Here is a 15626-nt window from a genome sequence, read left to right as displayed (position 1 = left end):
CGGCCCTCAGCCCGCATCCATGCGGGCTGCCCCGGCCTTCCGGGAACGTCTCAGCGATTTTGAGGCCGCCAGCACCGGCAGTTTCAGTCGCGCAAGTGGGTATATCAACAACAGGCCGCTCGGCATCATGGCGGGCACAGCACGAACCGTAGGCCGGGTAAGGCGCAGCCGCCACCCGGCAAGAATACAGGTGCCGTGCCTGATATCCTGCCCGGCGGCGCTGCGCTTGCCGGTCCTGGGTGGGGCGAAACGACGGGAGAACTGTGTAGGCCGGATAAGGCATTTATGCCGCCATCCGGCACAATCACAGGTACGGTACCTGACCGCCCGGCGATATCAGGACCGTTACAGCGCCTTCGACAAATAGTGACGCTGCATCCCCGCATGCGGGAAGTCGGGCAGCGACATCTGCAGCTGATAGCCTAATTTCTGATAAAACGGCAGCGCCTGGAAGCTAAAGGTATCCACCAGCAGATGGCTGCAGCCCAGCGCCTGCGCCTGCCGCTCCGCCTCGTGCATCAGCTCGCTCCCCAGTCCGCGACCGCGCGTCGCTTCGCTGACCCACAGATACTCAATGCACAGCCAGTTGCCCTTGCGTTTGGCAATCAGCCCGCCCTGCATCACCCCTTGCGCATCGCGGGAGTAAACGCCCAGATCGCCAAACTGCGCCGCATCAAGATACTGCTGATTATAGTGCCGCAGACCGGCAAACAATTCTTGTTGGTCGTCGGGATTAATGCTTTTTGTAATGATTAACGCCATTAACTATCTCCAGTATCGCAGTGCCGAAAGGTTATTTTCCCTCTCCACTTTCACAAAAAATTCTTATTTTCTCCATGATTATTTGCCTTAATTTTTTGCGTTCTAAAAGTAAGCAAAAAAACCTTTCCATTATCGCGGCGGATCGTATAATGGGAAAAAATGAGAATGATCATTCTCACCACAAAACCAGAGGAGATGCGCTTTTCACCTCCTGAAGGCCTAAGAGGTTGGCTTCAGCGGAGACACAATAACAATCACGTTCAGGAACATCTGTGTTCCTTTTTTGTCATTTTCGCTTAGCCGAAAATGCCTCAGCGCCCAACCTATTCCCTCGTTTTTAAATAAACGGGGCGGACGTCTTATATCTTGAGAAAATATAATGAAATACATCATAGCTCCCATCGCGACAGCATTATTTCTCCTCAGCGGATGCGATAATGCGCAGACATCTGCCCCGCAGCAACCCACGCCGGAAGTGGGCGTGGTCACTCTGCAAAGCCAGCCGGTTCCGGTAGTCAGCCAGCTCACCGGCCGCACCACCGCCTCGCTCAGCGCCGAAGTACGCCCGCAGGTGGGCGGCATCATCCAGAAGCGCCTGTTTACCGAAGGCGATATGGTGAAGGCCGGGCAGGCCCTTTACCAGATCGATCCCTCCAGCTATCGCGCGACCTGGAATGAAGCGGCGGCGGCGCTGAAACAGGCCCAGGCGCTGGTGGTCTCCGATTGCCAGAAGGCTCAGCGCTACGCGTCGCTGGTCCGGGATAACGGCGTCTCCCGCCAGGATGCCGACGACGCCGCCTCCACCTGCGCCCAGGACAAGGCCAGCGTGGCATCGAAGAAAGCGGCGCTGGAGAGCGCGCGCATCAACCTGAACTGGACCACCGTCACCGCGCCGATTGCCGGACGCATCGGCATCTCGTCGGTCACGCCGGGGGCGCTGGTCTCCGCCGATCAGGATACCGCGCTGGCGACGATCCGCGGGCTCGACACCATGTATGTCGATCTGACGCGATCCAGCGTCGATCTCCTGCGTTTACGCAAACAAAGCCTGGCCAGCAACAGCGATACCCTCAGCGTGACGTTAATCCTTGAAGATGGCAGCACCTACAGCGAAAAAGGGCGTCTGGCGCTCACCGAAGTCGCCGTCGATGAATCCACCGGCTCGGTAACCCTGCGCGCCATCTTCCCCAACCCGCAGCACGTCCTGCTGCCGGGGATGTTTGTCCGCGCGCGCATCGATGAAGGCATCATGAACGACGCGATCCTCGCCCCGCAGCAGGGGATTACCCGCGATGCCAAAGGCGACGCCACGGCGCTGGTGGTCGATGCCGACAACAAAGTTGCGCAGCGCGCCGTGGAAACCGGCGACACCTACGGCGATAAATGGCTGGTGCTGAGCGGCCTGAAAGCGGGCGACAAGCTGATCGTCGAAGGCACGGGTAAAGTGGCCCCAGGCCAGACGGTGAAGGCCGTTGCCGTCAACAATAACGGAGGCAACGCCTGATGTTCTCCCGTTTCTTCGTGCGTCGCCCGGTCTTTGCCTGGGTGATCGCCATTCTGATTATGCTCGCCGGCGTGCTGGCGATCCGCACTCTGCCGGTGGGCCAGTACCCGGACGTCGCCCCGCCGGCGGTGAAAATCTCCGCCACCTACACCGGCGCCTCCGCCGAAACCCTGGAGAACAGCGTCACCCAGGTGATCGAGCAGCAGCTTACCGGCCTCGACCATCTGCTCTACTTCAGCTCCACCAGCAGCTCCGACGGCTCGGTCAGCATCACCGTCACCTTTGAGCAGGGGACCGACCCGGACACCGCCCAGGTGCAGGTGCAGAACAAAGTCCAGCAGGCGGAATCGCGGCTGCCGAGCGAAGTCCAGCAGTCCGGCGTGACGGTGGAAAAATCGCAGAGCAGCTTCCTGCTGATCCTCGCGGTGTATGACAAAACCGACCGCGCCACCAGCTCCGATATCTCCGACTGGCTGGTCAGCAACCTGCAGGACCCGCTGGCGCGCGTAGAGGGCGTCGGCAGCCTGCAGGTGTTCGGCGCCGAATACGCGATGCGCGTCTGGATGGACCCGACTAAACTCGCCTCCTACTCGCTGATGCCTTCCGACGTCCAGTCGGCGATTGAGGCGCAGAACGTGCAGGTCTCCGCCGGTAAAATCGGCGCCCTGCCATCGTCCAGCGCCCAGCAGCTGACCGCCACCGTGCGCGCGCAGTCGCGGCTGCAAACCCCTGACCAGTTCAAAGCGATCATCGTGAAAAGCCAGGCCGACGGCTCGGTGGTGCGCCTGAGCGATGTCGCGCGGGTGGAGATGGGCAGCGAGGATTACACCGCTACCGCCAATCTCAACGGCCACCCGGCCGCCGGGATCGCGGTGATGATGGCCCCCGGCGCCAACGCGCTGGACACCGCGACCCTGGTGAAAAGCAAAATCGCCGAATTCCAGCGTCAGATGCCGCAGGGCTACGATATCGCCTATCCAAAGGACAGCACCGAGTTCATCAAAATCTCGGTCGAAGACGTGATTCAGACCCTTTTCGAAGCGATTATCCTCGTGGTCTGCGTGATGTATCTGTTCCTGCAGAACTTCCGCGCCACGCTGATCCCGGCGGTAGCGGTCCCGGTGGTGCTGCTCGGCACCTTCGGCGTGCTGGCACTGTTCGGCTACTCGATTAACACCCTGACGCTGTTCGCCATGGTGCTGGCGATCGGCCTGCTGGTGGACGACGCCATTGTGGTGGTGGAGAACGTCGAGCGCATTATGCGCGACGAAGGGCTGCCCGCCCGGGAAGCCACCGAAAAATCGATGGGCGAAATCTCCGGCGCGCTGGTGGCGATCGCCCTGGTGCTGTCGGCGGTCTTTCTGCCGATGGCCTTCTTCGGCGGCTCGACCGGGGTCATTTATCGCCAGTTCTCGGTGACCATTATCTCGGCGATGATGCTGTCGGTGGTGGTGGCCCTGACCCTCACCCCGGCGCTGTGCGGCGCGCTGCTTAGCCACTCCAGGCCTCATACTAAAGGGTTCTTCGGCGCGTTTAACCGCCTGTGGGGGCGCACGGAAGCGGGCTACCAGCGCCGCGTGCTCGGCGGCCTGCGCCGTGGCGCGGTGATGATGGGCGCTTACGTCCTGATTTGCGGGGCGATGGCGCTGGCGATGTGGAAACTGCCGGGCAGCTTTCTGCCGGTGGAGGACCAGGGCGAGATCATGGTCCAGTACACCCTGCCCGCCGGGGCCACCGCGGTGCGTACCGCCGAGGTGCGTCGCCAGGTCACCGACTGGTTCCTGACCAAAGAGAAAGCCAATACCAACGTCATTTTCACCGTCGACGGCTTCAGCTTTAGCGGCAGCGGTCAGAACGCCGGGATGGCCTTCGTGTCGCTGAACAACTGGTCGCAGCGCAAAGGCGACGACAATACCGCCCAGGCCATCGCCCTGCGCGCCAATAAAGAGCTGGGGACGATCCGCGACGCCACCCTGTTCGCCATGACCCCGCCGTCGGTGGACGGTCTCGGACAGAGCAACGGCTTCACCTTCGAGCTGATGGCCAGCGGCGGTACCGACCGCGACAGCCTGATGAAGCTGCGCAGTCAGCTGCTGGCCGCGGCCAACCAGAGCGGCGAGCTGCAGTCGGTGCGCGCCAACGACCTGCCGCAGATGCCGCAGCTGCAGGTGGATATCGATAACAACAAAGCGGTATCGCTGGGGCTGTCGCTGAGCGACGTGACCGATACCCTCTCCAGCGCCTGGGGCGGTACCTACGTGAATGACTTTATCGACCGCGGCCGGGTGAAGAAGGTGTACATCCAGGGCGAGAGCGACGCGCGCGCCGTGCCCTCCGACCTCGGCAAATGGTTCGTTCGCGGCAGCGATAACAGCATGACGCCCTTCTCCGCCTTCGCCACCACCCACTGGCAATACGGTCCGGAAAGCCTGGTGCGCTACAACGGCTCCGCCGCCTTTGAGATCCAGGGCGAAAACGCCGCCGGCTTCAGCTCCGGCGCGGCGATGGACAAGATGGAAAAGCTGGCCGACAGCCTGCCGGCGGGCTCCACCTGGGCGTGGAGCGGCATTTCGCTGCAGGAAAAGCTGGCCAGCGGCCAGGCGATGAGCCTGTACGCCATCTCGATTCTGGTGGTGTTCCTGTGCCTGGCGGCGCTGTATGAGAGCTGGTCGGTGCCGTTCTCGGTGATCATGGTCATCCCGCTCGGCCTGCTCGGCGCGGCGCTGGCGGCGACGCTGCGCGGCTTAAGTAACGACGTCTACTTCCAGGTGGCGCTGCTGACCACCATCGGCCTGTCGTCGAAGAACGCCATCCTGATCGTGGAGTTCGCTGAATCCGCAGTGGATGAGGGTTATTCGCTCTCCCGGGCGGCGATCCGCGCCGCGCAGACCCGTCTGCGCCCAATTGTCATGACCTCGCTGGCGTTTATCGCCGGGGTGCTGCCGCTGGCCATCGCCACCGGCGCCGGGGCCAACAGCCGCGTGGCGATCGGCACCGGCATCATCGGCGGCACCCTGACGGCCACCCTGCTGGCGGTGTTCTTCGTACCGCTGTTCTTCGTGCTGGTGAAACGCTTCTTCACCCGCCAACGTTCTTCTCAGGAGTAAGGTATGTTTCGTTTGAGTTTTATGTTTATCGCGCTCCTGACCGCGGGCTGCGTCTCGCTTGATCCGCATTATGATCGCCCGGCCGCGCCGGTGCCGGCTACCCTCCCCGGGGCGCACGGCGAATCGACGGCGGTGGTCGGCGACTGGCAGAAAGTGGTCAATGACGCGCGGCTGAAAAAAGTGGTCAGTATCGCGCTGAACAGCAACCGCGATGTGCAAAAGGCGCTGGCCGATATCGAGGCCGCGCGCGCCCAGTACGGCGAGACGCGGGCGTCGCTGTTTCCCACCGTCGATGCCGAGCTGAGCCATACGCGCAGCAAAACGGTGGCCAGCGGCCTGAGCTCCGCTTCGCAGGCCGACGGGGCGGTCTCCAGCTTCGAGCTGGATCTGTTTGGCAAGAACCAGAGCCTGTCGCGCGCGGCGCGCGAAACCTGGCTTGCCAGCGAATTCACCGCGCAGAATACCCGGCTGACGATGATTGCCGATTTGACCACCGCCTGGGTGACCCTGGCGACGGATAACAGCAATCTGGCGCTGGCGCAGCAGACCATGGACAGCGCAGCAAACTCGCGCAACATCGTCGCCCGTCAGATGGCGGTGGGCACCGCCTCCGCCGGCGATTTAAGCTCGGCGGAAAGCGTCTATCAGCAGGCGCGCGCCAGCGTCGCCAGCTACCGCACGCTGGTGGCGCAGGATAAAAACGCTATTAACCTGCTGGCGGGGGAAACCGTGCCGGAGAGCCTGCTGCCCGGCACCCTCGACAGTCTCGGGGATAACTGCATCGCCCTGGTGCCGGCGGGGGTGTCATCGTCGGTGCTGCTGCGCCGGCCGGATATTCAGGAAGCGGAGCATAATCTGAAGAGCGCCAATGCCGATATCGGCGCGGCGCGGGCGACCTTCTTCCCGTCGATTTCCCTGACCGCCAGCGCCGGCGTCGGCAGCGACTCGCTGTCGTCGCTGTTCAGCCACGGGATGCAGGTGTGGTCGTTCGCCCCCTCCATTAGCCTGCCGCTGTTCACCGGCGGCAGCAACCTGGCGCAGTTGCGCTATGCGGAAGCGGAGAAGAAGGGGCTGATCGCCACCTACGAGAAATCGATTCAGAGCGCCTTTAAGGACGTTGCCGATGCGCTGGCGCGCCGGGAAACGCTAAATGAAGAGCTCGATGCCCAGCAACAGTATGTCGCCGCCGAGCAGACCTCGCTGGATATCGCCATGAAGAGCTATCAGGCTGGGGTCGGCGATTATCTGTCGGTGCTCACCGCCCAGCGCACGCTGTGGTCGGCGAAGACGACGCTGCTATCCCTGCAGCAGACCGACCTCAATAACCGGATCACCCTCTGGCAGTCGCTGGGCGGCGGCGCCAGTTAATTTCACCCGCCGGGCGACCGCGCCCGGCTTCTGTAAGGAATCGTTATGCCACGTGTTTCCCTCTCCTGGGCGCTGATCCTCGGCCTGCTGTCGGGCATTGGGCCGCTGTGCACGGATTTTTATCTGCCGGCTCTGCCGGAGATCACTCAGCAGCTGCAGGCCACCAGCACCCAGACCCAGCTGTCGCTGACCGCCGCGCTGATTGGCCTCGGCCTGGGTCAGCTGTTTTTCGGCCCGCTGAGCGACCGCATTGGCCGCCTGAAACCGCTGGCGCTGTCCCTGCTGTTGTTTATCTTCTCTTCGGCGATGTGCGCCCTGACCCGGGATATCAACATGCTGATTGTCTGGCGCTTTTTACAGGGCTTCGCCGGCGCCGGTGGCTCGGTGCTGTCGCGCTCCATCGCCCGCGATAAATACCAGGGCACCCTGCTGACCCAGTTTTTCGCCCTGCTGATGACGGTGAACGGCATTGCGCCGGTCCTGTCCCCGGTGCTGGGCGGCTACGTGATCACCGCCTTCGACTGGCGAATTCTCTTCTGGACGATGGCCGCCATTGGCGGCGCGCTGCTGGTCATGAGCCTGACTATCCTGCGGGAAACGCGCCCGGCAGCGGCGACCCATGCCGCCCGCCAGCGGCCCGGCCAGCCGGTGCTGAAGAATCGTCGTTTTCTGCGCTTCTGCCTGATTCAGGCGTTTATGATGGCCGGGCTGTTCTCCTACATCGGCTCCTCTTCCTTCGTAATGCAGAGCGAATACGGCATGAGCGCCATGCAGTTCAGCCTGCTGTTTGGTCTGAACGGTATCGGGCTGATTATCGCGGCGATGATCTTTTCCCGTCTGGCGCGCCGCTTCAGCGCCGAAGGCCTGCTGCGCGGCGGCCTGACGCTGGCGGTGGGCTGCGCGGCGATCATGCTGCTGTTTGCCTGGCTGCAGCTGCCGGTTCTGGCGCTGGTCGGCCTGTTTTTTACCGTGTCGCTGATGAGCGGCATCAGTACCGTCGCCGGCGCGGAAGCGATGAGCGCCGTCGATGCCGCCCAGTCCGGGACCGCGTCCGCGCTGATGGGCACCCTGATGTTTGTTTTCGGCGGCATCGCCGCGCCGTTGGCGGGCCTCGGCGGCGAAACGATGCTGAAGATGAGCCTCGCGATGGCGATCTGCTACCTGCTGGCGCTGCTGATGGGCCTCAGCCAGCCGCGCGGCGCGCGCTAAACGCCAGGTGCGGTAATAAAATATTCCACCTTGATTACCGCACTATTTCCCGCCATCTCTACCATTCTCATATTATTCTCCTCGAACTAATCGTGATACTCTTCACAGGCAAGGAATAAATAATTCCTTATACTGCGCACGACTGAGAATAACGAGGTTTCTATGAGTATTGACCTGAGCAAACTGCTGACCGAGCGACGCAACGCCAACAGCGCCAACATTGACACCCTTTCCACCCTCGAGATGCTGACGGTGATAAACCAGGAAGACCAGCAGGTGGCCCAGGCGATTACGCCCTATCTGCCGCAGATTGCCGAGGTGGTAGATAAGGTCGCGACGGCGCTGCAGGCCGGTGGCCGCTTGATTTATATCGGCGCTGGCACCTCAGGGCGTCTGGGGATCCTCGATGCCAGCGAATGCCCGCCGACTTTTGGCACCCGCCCGGAGCAGGTGGTGGGGATCATCGCCGGCGGACATAAAGCGATTCTCAGCGCCGTGGAAAACGTGGAAGACAACAAAGCGCAGGGGGCGATGGATCTGCAGAACCTGAACTTCAGCAACCGCGATGTACTGGTGGGGCTGGCGGCCAGCGGACGCACGCCGTACGTCATTGGCGCCATGGAGTATGCCCATCGTCAGAATGCCTTTGTCGCCATCGTCATCTGTAACCCGCATGGCGAAATGGCTCAGTTGGCGGACGTCGCCATCACCCCGGTGGTCGGCCCGGAGGTAGTGACCGGCTCGACCCGCCTGAAAGCCGGTACCGCGCAGAAGCTGGTGCTGAACATGATCTCCACCGGGGCGATGATCCGCGTCGGCAAGGTCTACAGCAACCTGATGGTCGACGTCGAAGCGACCAACGCCAAGCTGATTGAGCGCCAGGTGTCCATCGTGATGGAGGCGACCGACTGCGATCGTCCCACTGCCCAGAAGGCGCTGGAGGCCTGCGGCCGCCACTGTAAAACGGCAATCGTGATGGTGCTGGCGGACTTAAGCGCCGAAGCGGCGCAGTCGCTGCTGGCGAAGAACAACGGCTATATCCGCAAGGCGCTCAGCAATACCTGAGCGCCGACAGACAGGTAACGGGCAATGGCAAAAATAACGAAAGAGATGATAGCGCGGATCCTCGCCCACGTAGGCGGCGCCGCTAACGTCGCGCAGGCAGGCAACTGCATGACGCGCCTGCGCTTGACCCTGCGCGATGAAGGCCTGGCCGACACCGCCGCCATCCGCCAGATTGACGGCGTGATGGGGGTGATCGTCAGCGACGAGCAGTTCCAGGTGGTGCTCGGCCCCGGCAAGGCGCAAACCGCCGCCGAGATGATGAACGGCCTGCTGGAGGAGGCGCCCGCCGCGCCGACGCTGGCCGACGTCGCGGCGGAGAAAAAACAGGCGCTGAAGGGCAAGCAGACCAGCGCGGTGCAGAAGTTTCTCGCCAAATTCGCCACCATTTTTACGCCGCTGATCCCCGGCTTTATCGCCGTCGGGCTGCTGCTGGGCTTCGCCACCCTGGCGGAACAGGTTTTCGTGCTGGAGAACGCCCATCCGAACGCCAGCCTGGTGGCGCTGATTGGCTATATGAAGGTATTCAGCAAAGGGATGTTCACCTTCCTGAGTATCCTGATTGGCTATAACGCCCAGAAGGCGTTCGGCGGCTCCGGCGTGAACGGCGCGATTATCGCCTCGCTGTTCGTGCTGGGCTACAACCCGGAGGCGACCAGCGGCGTCTACGCCGGGATCTCCACCTTCTTCGGCCACGGTATCGATCCGCGCGGCAATATCATCGGCGTATTGATCGCCGCCATCCTTGGGGCGTGGGTTGAACGCCAAGTGCGGCGGGTCATGCCGGCCAACCTCGATATGATCCTCACCTCGGCGGTGACGCTGCTGATCATGGGCGCGGTGACCTTTACGGTGATCATGCCGATTGGCGGCTGGTTGTTTACCGGCATGTCGTGGCTGTTCCTGCATCTTAACGGCAATCCGTTTGGCTCGGCGGTGCTGGCCGGTCTGTTCCTGCTGGCGGTGATGTTCGGCGTCCATCAGGGGTTTGTCCCGGTCTATTTTGCGCTGGTGGATGCCCAGGGCTTTAACTCGCTGTTCCCAATCCTGGCGATGGCCGGGGCCGGGCAGGTGGGGGCGGCGCTGGCGCTGTTCTGGCGGGCGAAGCGCGATTCGCTGCTGCGAACCCAGATTAAGGGGGCGATTATTCCGGGCTTCCTCGGGATTGGCGAGCCGCTAATCTACGGCGTCACCCTGCCGCGGATGAAGCCGTTTGTCACCGCCTGCCTCGGCGGCGCCTGCGGCGGCTTCTTCGTCGGGCTGATCGCCTGGCTGGGGCTGCCGGTCGGCCTGAACACGGTGTTTGGTCCGTCCGGCCTGGTGGCGCTGCCGCTGATGACCTCCGGCAGCGGGATTTACGCCGGGATGGCGGTCTACGCCGGCGGACTGGCGGTCTCCTACCTGTGCGGCTTTGCGCTCACCTGGCTGTTCGGCAGTAAAAATGTCGATTTAAGTTAGAGCGCGATTGTCGGTTAATGCCCGGCGGCGGCTTCGCCTTACCGGGCCTGCAAAATAGTTGTACCGCCGCGCCCGACTACCATTTCCTGCCCCGCCGCCCCGGGCGGGCGCATGCTATGATTCCCCTTTGTCATATTTAGCCAGAGGAAAAGATGGGCTCCAGCAAAAAAGGGATGCTGAACGTACTGATTGCCGCCGTGCTGTGGGGCAGTTCCGGGGTGTGCGCGCAGTTTATTATGCAGGAAAGCCAGATGTCGTCGCCGTTTCTGACCATGACGCGTCTGCTGTTCGCCGGGCTGATCCTGTTGATGCTCGGCTTTGTTCACGGCGACCGCATTTTCCGCGTGCTGCAAAACCGCCGCGACGCCGTCAGCCTGCTGTTTTTCTCGCTGTTTGGCGCGTTAACCGTGCAGTTCACCTTTCTGATGACCATTGAAAAATCGAATGCCGCCACGGCCACGGTGCTGCAGTTCCTGTCCCCGACGATCATCGTCGCCTGGTTCGCCCTCGCCCGTAAAGCGCGCCCCACTCCGCTGGTGCTGGGGGCTATCTGCACCTCGCTGGCAGGCACCTTTCTGCTGGTGACCCACGGCAACCCGACGACGCTGTCGATTTCGCCGGCGGCGCTGTTCTGGGGGATCGCCTCGGCGTTTGCCGCCGCGTTTTATACCACCTATCCCTCGACGCTGATTGCCCGCTACGGGACGCTGCCGATCGTGGGATGGAGCATGCTGTTCGGCGGCGCGATGCTGCTGCCGTTTTATGGCGGCCAGGGCACCGATTTTGTGGTTAACGGCAGCCTGCTGTTAGCCTTTTTCTACCTGGTGGTGATCGGTACTTCGCTGACCTTCAGCCTTTATCTTAACGGCGCGCAGAAGATTGGCGGCGCCAAAGCCGGGATCCTCAGCTGCGCCGAACCGCTGAGCAGCGCCCTGCTGTCGCTTCTGCTGCTGGGGATCACCTTCACGCTGCCGGACTGGCTGGGCACGCTGCTGATCCTGGCCTCGGTGGTGCTGATCGCCATCGACTCGCGGCGGCGGGTGAGAGCCGCCTGAGGCGATGATAACAAACGCCTTTTCAACAAGTTAAATTAACCGCTATTTGCGTGTTTGCCCGCCTGCGCATATAGTTGACGGAAGCGATTACGGAAGGAGAAGCCTGATGAAAGCATGTTGGATGGTATGCCTGGTCACCGCCCTGAGCGCCACGTCGGCGTGGGCTGAATCACCGCTGCAAAGCCTGCAGTTCGAACAGCAAAAGCAGCAGGTGCTTAAAGCGGTGAAGGAAAAATGCGCGCCAGCAAGCCACCTCAGCGACAACGATTTTGCCAATAACGTGCTGGCGACCGACGGCAACAAGAACGCGGTCCGCGAAGCAACGCTGGCGAAAGAGCGCAATAACCAGAAAAGCTACCAGGCCGCGATCGACAAAATCGTCTGTCCGGCCAAATAGCCATCTCGGCATGACCGCCGTCCTGTCGTGGACAGACGGCGGGAGATCTCGGTGAGTGCTGCGTTTAGTGCTTCGGAATAATTAAATCGCCGCGCAGCGGGCTGCCGCCCGGGTTGTCCGTTTTCGCGGTCAACCAGTTGACGATCCGCGACGCCATCGCGTCCATGGAATATTCAATCGCCGGGATAGTCGGGATACCGGGCAGCTGTAACGATCCGGCGAGGCTAAACACCATCACATTTTGCGGAACGGCGCGGTTAAACGCCTGCAGCTGCGGCACCACGCGCTGCGCCTGCTGTTCATCGCTCACCAACAGCGCATTAAAGTTCAGCGTCGTGGCGTTATTGACCAGCTCCTGCACCGCCACCGACGGCGAGGTGTTATCCAAAAACACCAGATTGCGATTAAACGGCAAAAAGTTTTTTTCCAGCGCGTGCTTGTAGCCCAGCAGCACCTGATCGGCGAAGCCGCTGCTCTGGGGATGGATCAGCGCAATCTGCCTTCTGCCCTGGCTTATCAGATAGTGACAGGCGGTTTCGGCGGCGAAGGCGTGATCGAACTGAATGCTGTTTTCGCCCTCGCTGTCGAGGCAGTCCACCAGCACCACGTCCGGGCGGTTAATATTCAGAGGAAAACGCGCGCCGATGATCAGCACGTTATCGCACAGCCCGCAGGTCAACTCCTCCAGCGAGTTCATCACGCCGCTGCTGGTGTTGGCGAAGCGCAGCAGCAGGTGCTTCTGGTGCTGGCTGAGCTGTTTTTCCAGGGCGTAGAGATAGCTGGTGGTTTGATTGATATTGTCCTGGGCGCAGATGACGCCGATGCAGCCGGTGGACTGGCTAAGCAACGACTGGGCTATCATGTTTGGCCGGTAATTGAGCGTTTCCGCCGCCTGCAGCACCGCCTGACGACTGGCCTCCTTCACGCCACGTGAGCCGCTCAACACTCGCGACACCGTGGCTTTGGAAACCCCGGCAAGTCGTGAAACATCATTGATTGTCGACATCATTTTCCCCTGCGCGGGCGCCGCGCCCCGCTAAAATCCCGTAAACCTGAATCGCTTCAATTATGACCAGCGCAGTATATCCATTTCGCCATTTGTTTGGAAACCGATTTTCCATTTCAGCGCAAAACATCGCCAAATCGACAGAATAATGTGAGCCAAATCCAATAAATCCGCCCCATAAGCAGGAGATCTTGACCACTATCACAGTTCTGCTTTTTATAAATGGAAACCGGTTTCCGTCTGATATCAAATCATCCACGCAATAACTTTTTACATTTTGAGGATGGTCGTCGATGTACAAGATTATGCTGTGCTGTTCTGCCGGAATGTCCACCAGTCTGCTGGTCAGAAAGATGGTGGAGGCGGCGAATGAACGTGATCTGCCGGTGCAGATTGACGCCTATGGCGTTTCCGAATTTGACATCCAGTTTCCGCAGTATCAGGTGGTGTTGCTTGGCCCCCAGGTGAAATACATGTTGAAAACCCTGTCTGACAAAGCGGCTTCCCTCAACATTCCGGTTCAGCCCATCGATACGATGGACTACGGCATGCAGCGGGGAGACAACGTCCTGAATTATGCTCTGTCGCTGATCCCAGCGGCGCACTGAGAGGTGTTGAAATGAGTTCTCTGTATCAGTCCATGATTGCCGTGATCGAGCAATCTATTACTCCGCTGGCAGGACGCCTTGGGCAGCAGAAATATGTTATCGCTATCCGCGATGGCTTCACTGCCGCATTGCCGTTTATGATCATCGGCTCTTTCATGCTGGTATTTATCTTTCCGCCGTTTTCACCCGATACCACCAACGGCTTTGCCCGCGGCTGGCTCGATTTCTCCCAGCACTACCGCGAACAGCTGATGCTGCCGTTTAACCTCAGCATGGGCGTAATGACCTTCTTTATCTCGGTCGGCATTGGCGCCAGCCTCGGTCGTCAGTTTCAGCTCGATCCGGTGATGTCCGGTCTGCTGGCGTTTATGGCCTTCCTGCTGGTCGCCGCGCCCTATGCCGATGGTAAAATTTCCACTCAGTATCTGTCCGGCCAGGGCATTTTTACCGCCCTGATCACCGCCATCTACTCCACCCGCGTCTACGCGTGGCTGAAGCAAAACAACATCACCATCCGTCTGCCGAAAGAGGTGCCGACCGGCGTCGCCCGTTCATTTGAAATCCTGATCCCGGTGCTGGTGGTGATTGGTACTTTGCATCCGCTGAACCTGTTTATCGAAGCGCAAACCGGGATGATCCTGCCGCAGGCGATCATGCATCTGCTGGAGCCGCTGGTTTCCGCCTCCGACTCGCTGCCGGCGATTTTGCTCTCCGTTCTGATGTGCCAGATTTTCTGGTTCGCCGGGATCCACGGCTCGCTGATTGTCACCGGCATTATGAACCCGTTCTGGATGGCCAACCTGTCGGCAAACCAGGCGGCGCTGGCGGCCGGCACGGTGCTGCCGCACGTCTATCTGCAGGGTTTCTGGGATCACTATCTGCTGATTGGCGGCGTCGGTTCGACCCTGCCGCTGGCCTTCCTGCTGCTGCGTAGCCGGGCCACTCATCTGCGCACCATCGGCAAGATGGGCATCGTGCCGAGCTTCTTTAATATCAACGAGCCGATCCTGTTCGGGGCGCCGATCATCATGAACCCGATGATGTTTATCCCCTTCGTCTGCGTACCGATGGTCAACGCGGTGCTGGCTTACGGCGCGACGCGTCTTGGCTGGCTGAGCCAGGTGGTGTCTCTCACTCCGTGGACCACGCCGGCACCGATTGGCGCCTCGTGGGCGGCCAACTGGACGCTGAGCCCGGTAGTGATGTGCCTTATCTGCATGGTGATGTCGGCGGTGATTTACCTGCCGTTCCTGCGCGCCTATGAACGTTCCTTAATGAAAACCGAAGTTGAGAAAACCAAAAATAGCGTTCCGGTGGCAGAAACCGTTAGCTAATTCCTCTCCGCCCCGGAGAGATAATATGATGACAGCGTCATAATGCAGAAAAAGGACTTTCACTGCATTATTAAATAATAAAGACCTCAGGAATACACATGATTGAATTAGAAGATGCGGTAATGGAAATTATCGTCAATGCGGGACAGTCACGCTCATTATGTTTTGAAGCGCTGCATGCGGCCCGAACAGGAAATATCGACGAAGCGCGTTTACTCTTAAATGAGGCCGACGGTTACGCCCGCCGGGCGCATCAGATGCAGACCCAGCTCATCGAGCAGGATGCCGGTGAAGCGCGTCAGCCTATGACGCTTATTATGGTACATGCCCAGGATCATCTGATGAATTCGCTGCTGGCCCGCGAGTTCTCAGAAGAATTAATCCATCTGTACCAGCGTTAATTAATATGGAATAACGTCAGCGAGAATATTACTCTCCGGCGTCGCTGTACCCTAAAAAACAAATCAGCTTATTTTGGTTATTTATTTTAGCCAGAATGGGATGGTTATTATCTGAAATATATTAATTATTAAAGCGAGATAACCATGAATACTGTGAAAAAACTGCCTTTAGCCATGGCGGTTGTCGCCGCGCTGTGCCCAATTTCCGTAATGGCGCAAGAATTTACTCAGGAACAGATCGACGCCATTGTCGCCAAAGCCGTTGATAAAGCGCTGGTCGACCGCCAGGCGAAAATTGACGCCGCGGCCGACAAAAAGGTCGACGTCATTACCAACCCGCAGACCACCGCCGCCT

General features: G+C 60.3%; 16 protein-coding genes and 1 pseudogene. 13 read left to right on the top strand and 4 right to left on the bottom strand.

Annotation, left to right across the window (positions count from 1 at the left end; genetic code table 11):
* Positions 1 to 345: 345 nt before the first annotated feature.
* Positions 346 to 762, bottom strand: coding sequence for a GNAT family N-acetyltransferase (locus L2I46_RS09170; RefSeq protein ID WP_236947780.1), 417 nt, complete (start codon positions 760 to 762; stop codon positions 346 to 348).
* Between L2I46_RS09170 and L2I46_RS09165 the strand changes: the two genes are divergently transcribed.
* Complete coding sequence (locus tag L2I46_RS09165; RefSeq protein ID WP_236947778.1) at positions 737 to 853, top strand: hypothetical protein; 117 nt, start codon at positions 737 to 739, stop codon at positions 851 to 853. The genes L2I46_RS09170 and L2I46_RS09165 overlap by 26 nt on opposite strands.
* On the opposite strand, the gene L2I46_RS09160 is transcribed toward L2I46_RS09165, so the two are convergent.
* On the bottom strand, positions 813 to 935 hold the full coding sequence (locus L2I46_RS09160; protein WP_032454401.1) for a hypothetical protein: 123 nt from the start codon (positions 933 to 935) through the stop codon (positions 813 to 815). The genes L2I46_RS09165 and L2I46_RS09160 overlap by 41 nt on opposite strands.
* A gap of 206 nt (positions 936 to 1141) precedes the next feature.
* On the opposite strand from L2I46_RS09160, the gene eefA reads away from it, so the two are divergent.
* The 8 genes from eefA to L2I46_RS09120 all read left to right on the top strand — a co-directional run bounded on the left by eefA (position 1142) and on the right by L2I46_RS09120 (position 11922).
* Positions 1142 to 2266, top strand: a complete 1125-nt coding sequence (eefA, locus tag L2I46_RS09155; protein ID WP_032454398.1) for a multidrug efflux RND transporter periplasmic adaptor subunit EefA — start codon at positions 1142 to 1144, stop codon at positions 2264 to 2266.
* Positions 2266 to 5373 (top strand): multidrug efflux RND transporter permease subunit EefB, encoded by a 3108-nt coding sequence (eefB, locus tag L2I46_RS09150; protein WP_044525073.1) that lies wholly within the window; start codon positions 2266 to 2268, stop codon positions 5371 to 5373. The genes eefA and eefB overlap by 1 nt, the downstream gene beginning before the upstream one ends.
* A 3-nt stretch (positions 5374 to 5376) precedes the next feature.
* Positions 5377 to 6741 (top strand): multidrug efflux RND transporter outer membrane subunit EefC, encoded by a 1365-nt coding sequence (gene eefC, locus L2I46_RS09145; protein WP_236947776.1) that lies wholly within the window; start codon positions 5377 to 5379, stop codon positions 6739 to 6741.
* 45 nt (positions 6742 to 6786) lie between these two features.
* Positions 6787 to 7950 (top strand): multidrug effflux MFS transporter, encoded by a 1164-nt coding sequence (locus tag L2I46_RS09140; RefSeq protein WP_023291412.1) that lies wholly within the window; start codon positions 6787 to 6789, stop codon positions 7948 to 7950.
* A 162-nt stretch (positions 7951 to 8112) separates the two neighbouring features.
* On the top strand, positions 8113 to 9015 hold the full coding sequence (gene murQ / locus L2I46_RS09135; protein ID WP_065805567.1) for an N-acetylmuramic acid 6-phosphate etherase: 903 nt from the start codon (positions 8113 to 8115) through the stop codon (positions 9013 to 9015).
* A 24-nt stretch (positions 9016 to 9039) separates the two neighbouring features.
* On the top strand, positions 9040 to 10470 hold the full coding sequence (gene murP / locus L2I46_RS09130) for a PTS N-acetylmuramic acid transporter subunit IIBC (RefSeq protein ID WP_065805566.1): 1431 nt from the start codon (positions 9040 to 9042) through the stop codon (positions 10468 to 10470).
* Positions 10471 to 10622: 152 nt separating this feature from the next.
* Positions 10623 to 11525: a DMT family transporter gene (locus L2I46_RS09125; RefSeq protein WP_004205129.1), complete on the top strand. Its 903-nt coding sequence runs from the start codon at positions 10623 to 10625 to the stop codon at positions 11523 to 11525.
* A gap of 106 nt (positions 11526 to 11631) precedes the next feature.
* Positions 11632 to 11922, top strand: a complete 291-nt coding sequence (locus L2I46_RS09120; protein ID WP_023291415.1) for a YicS family protein — start codon at positions 11632 to 11634, stop codon at positions 11920 to 11922.
* A 64-nt stretch (positions 11923 to 11986) separates the two neighbouring features.
* Here L2I46_RS09120 and L2I46_RS09115 read toward each other — a convergent pair whose 3' ends face one another.
* Together L2I46_RS09115 and L2I46_RS09110 are read right to left on the bottom strand one after the other, a co-directional pair.
* Entirely contained in the window at positions 11987 to 12928 is a 942-nt protein-coding gene (locus tag L2I46_RS09115; RefSeq protein WP_065882906.1) for a LacI family DNA-binding transcriptional regulator, read from the bottom strand.
* Positions 12912 to 13229 carry a hypothetical protein gene (locus L2I46_RS09110; RefSeq protein WP_124070018.1) on the bottom strand — a complete coding sequence of 106 codons (318 nt, stop codon included), beginning with the start codon at positions 13227 to 13229 and terminating at the stop codon, positions 12912 to 12914. The genes L2I46_RS09115 and L2I46_RS09110 overlap by 17 nt, the downstream gene beginning before the upstream one ends.
* On the opposite strand from L2I46_RS09110, the gene L2I46_RS09105 reads away from it, so the two are divergent.
* The 4 genes and pseudogenes from L2I46_RS09105 to L2I46_RS09090 all read left to right on the top strand — a co-directional run.
* The gene (locus L2I46_RS09105) at positions 13222 to 13536 is read left to right on the top strand and encodes a PTS sugar transporter subunit IIB (RefSeq protein WP_023291423.1); all 315 of its coding nucleotides are present in this window, start codon (positions 13222 to 13224) and stop codon (positions 13534 to 13536) included. The genes L2I46_RS09110 and L2I46_RS09105 overlap by 8 nt on opposite strands.
* A gap of 11 nt (positions 13537 to 13547) precedes the next feature.
* Positions 13548 to 14870, top strand: a complete 1323-nt coding sequence (locus L2I46_RS09100) for a PTS sugar transporter subunit IIC (protein ID WP_023291424.1) — start codon at positions 13548 to 13550, stop codon at positions 14868 to 14870.
* A 98-nt stretch (positions 14871 to 14968) separates the two neighbouring features.
* Positions 14969 to 15271 (top strand): PTS lactose/cellobiose transporter subunit IIA, encoded by a 303-nt coding sequence (locus L2I46_RS09095; RefSeq protein ID WP_004205145.1) that lies wholly within the window; start codon positions 14969 to 14971, stop codon positions 15269 to 15271.
* A gap of 144 nt (positions 15272 to 15415) precedes the next feature.
* Positions 15416 to 15626, top strand: a pseudogene (locus L2I46_RS09090) (carbohydrate porin); the annotation flags it as partial.

It is taken from the genome of Klebsiella sp. 2019SCSN059, from assembly GCF_021739525.1.
GTDB classification, from domain to species: Bacteria; Pseudomonadota; Gammaproteobacteria; order Enterobacterales; family Enterobacteriaceae; genus Klebsiella; species Klebsiella quasipneumoniae.
The sequence above is the reverse complement of the archived record's forward strand: the minus strand, read 5'-3'. Positions and strand labels throughout refer to the sequence as shown.

What these genes read in the sequence shown, in the direction of transcription:
- murQ (WP_065805567.1), top strand. Translation starts at nt 8,113, where the DNA reads ATGAGTATTGACCTGAGCAAACTGCTGACCGAGCGACGCAACGCCAAC.
- L2I46_RS09170 (WP_236947780.1), bottom strand. Translation starts at nt 762, where the DNA reads ATGGCGTTAATCATTACAAAAAGCATTAATCCCGACGACCAACAAGAA.
- L2I46_RS09115 (WP_065882906.1), bottom strand. Translation starts at nt 12,928, where the DNA reads ATGTCGACAATCAATGATGTTTCACGACTTGCCGGGGTTTCCAAAGCC.
- L2I46_RS09140 (WP_023291412.1), top strand. Translation starts at nt 6,787, where the DNA reads ATGCCACGTGTTTCCCTCTCCTGGGCGCTGATCCTCGGCCTGCTGTCG.
- eefB (WP_044525073.1), top strand. Translation starts at nt 2,266, where the DNA reads ATGTTCTCCCGTTTCTTCGTGCGTCGCCCGGTCTTTGCCTGGGTGATC.
- L2I46_RS09160 (WP_032454401.1), bottom strand. Translation starts at nt 935, where the DNA reads ATGATCATTCTCATTTTTTCCCATTATACGATCCGCCGCGATAATGGA.
- L2I46_RS09100 (WP_023291424.1), top strand. Translation starts at nt 13,548, where the DNA reads ATGAGTTCTCTGTATCAGTCCATGATTGCCGTGATCGAGCAATCTATT.
- L2I46_RS09105 (WP_023291423.1), top strand. Translation starts at nt 13,222, where the DNA reads ATGTACAAGATTATGCTGTGCTGTTCTGCCGGAATGTCCACCAGTCTG.
- L2I46_RS09165 (WP_236947778.1), top strand. Translation starts at nt 737, where the DNA reads ATGCTTTTTGTAATGATTAACGCCATTAACTATCTCCAGTATCGCAGT.
- L2I46_RS09125 (WP_004205129.1), top strand. Translation starts at nt 10,623, where the DNA reads ATGGGCTCCAGCAAAAAAGGGATGCTGAACGTACTGATTGCCGCCGTG.
- L2I46_RS09120 (WP_023291415.1), top strand. Translation starts at nt 11,632, where the DNA reads ATGAAAGCATGTTGGATGGTATGCCTGGTCACCGCCCTGAGCGCCACG.
- eefA (WP_032454398.1), top strand. Translation starts at nt 1,142, where the DNA reads ATGAAATACATCATAGCTCCCATCGCGACAGCATTATTTCTCCTCAGC.
- eefC (WP_236947776.1), top strand. Translation starts at nt 5,377, where the DNA reads ATGTTTCGTTTGAGTTTTATGTTTATCGCGCTCCTGACCGCGGGCTGC.
- L2I46_RS09095 (WP_004205145.1), top strand. Translation starts at nt 14,969, where the DNA reads ATGATTGAATTAGAAGATGCGGTAATGGAAATTATCGTCAATGCGGGA.
- murP (WP_065805566.1), top strand. Translation starts at nt 9,040, where the DNA reads ATGGCAAAAATAACGAAAGAGATGATAGCGCGGATCCTCGCCCACGTA.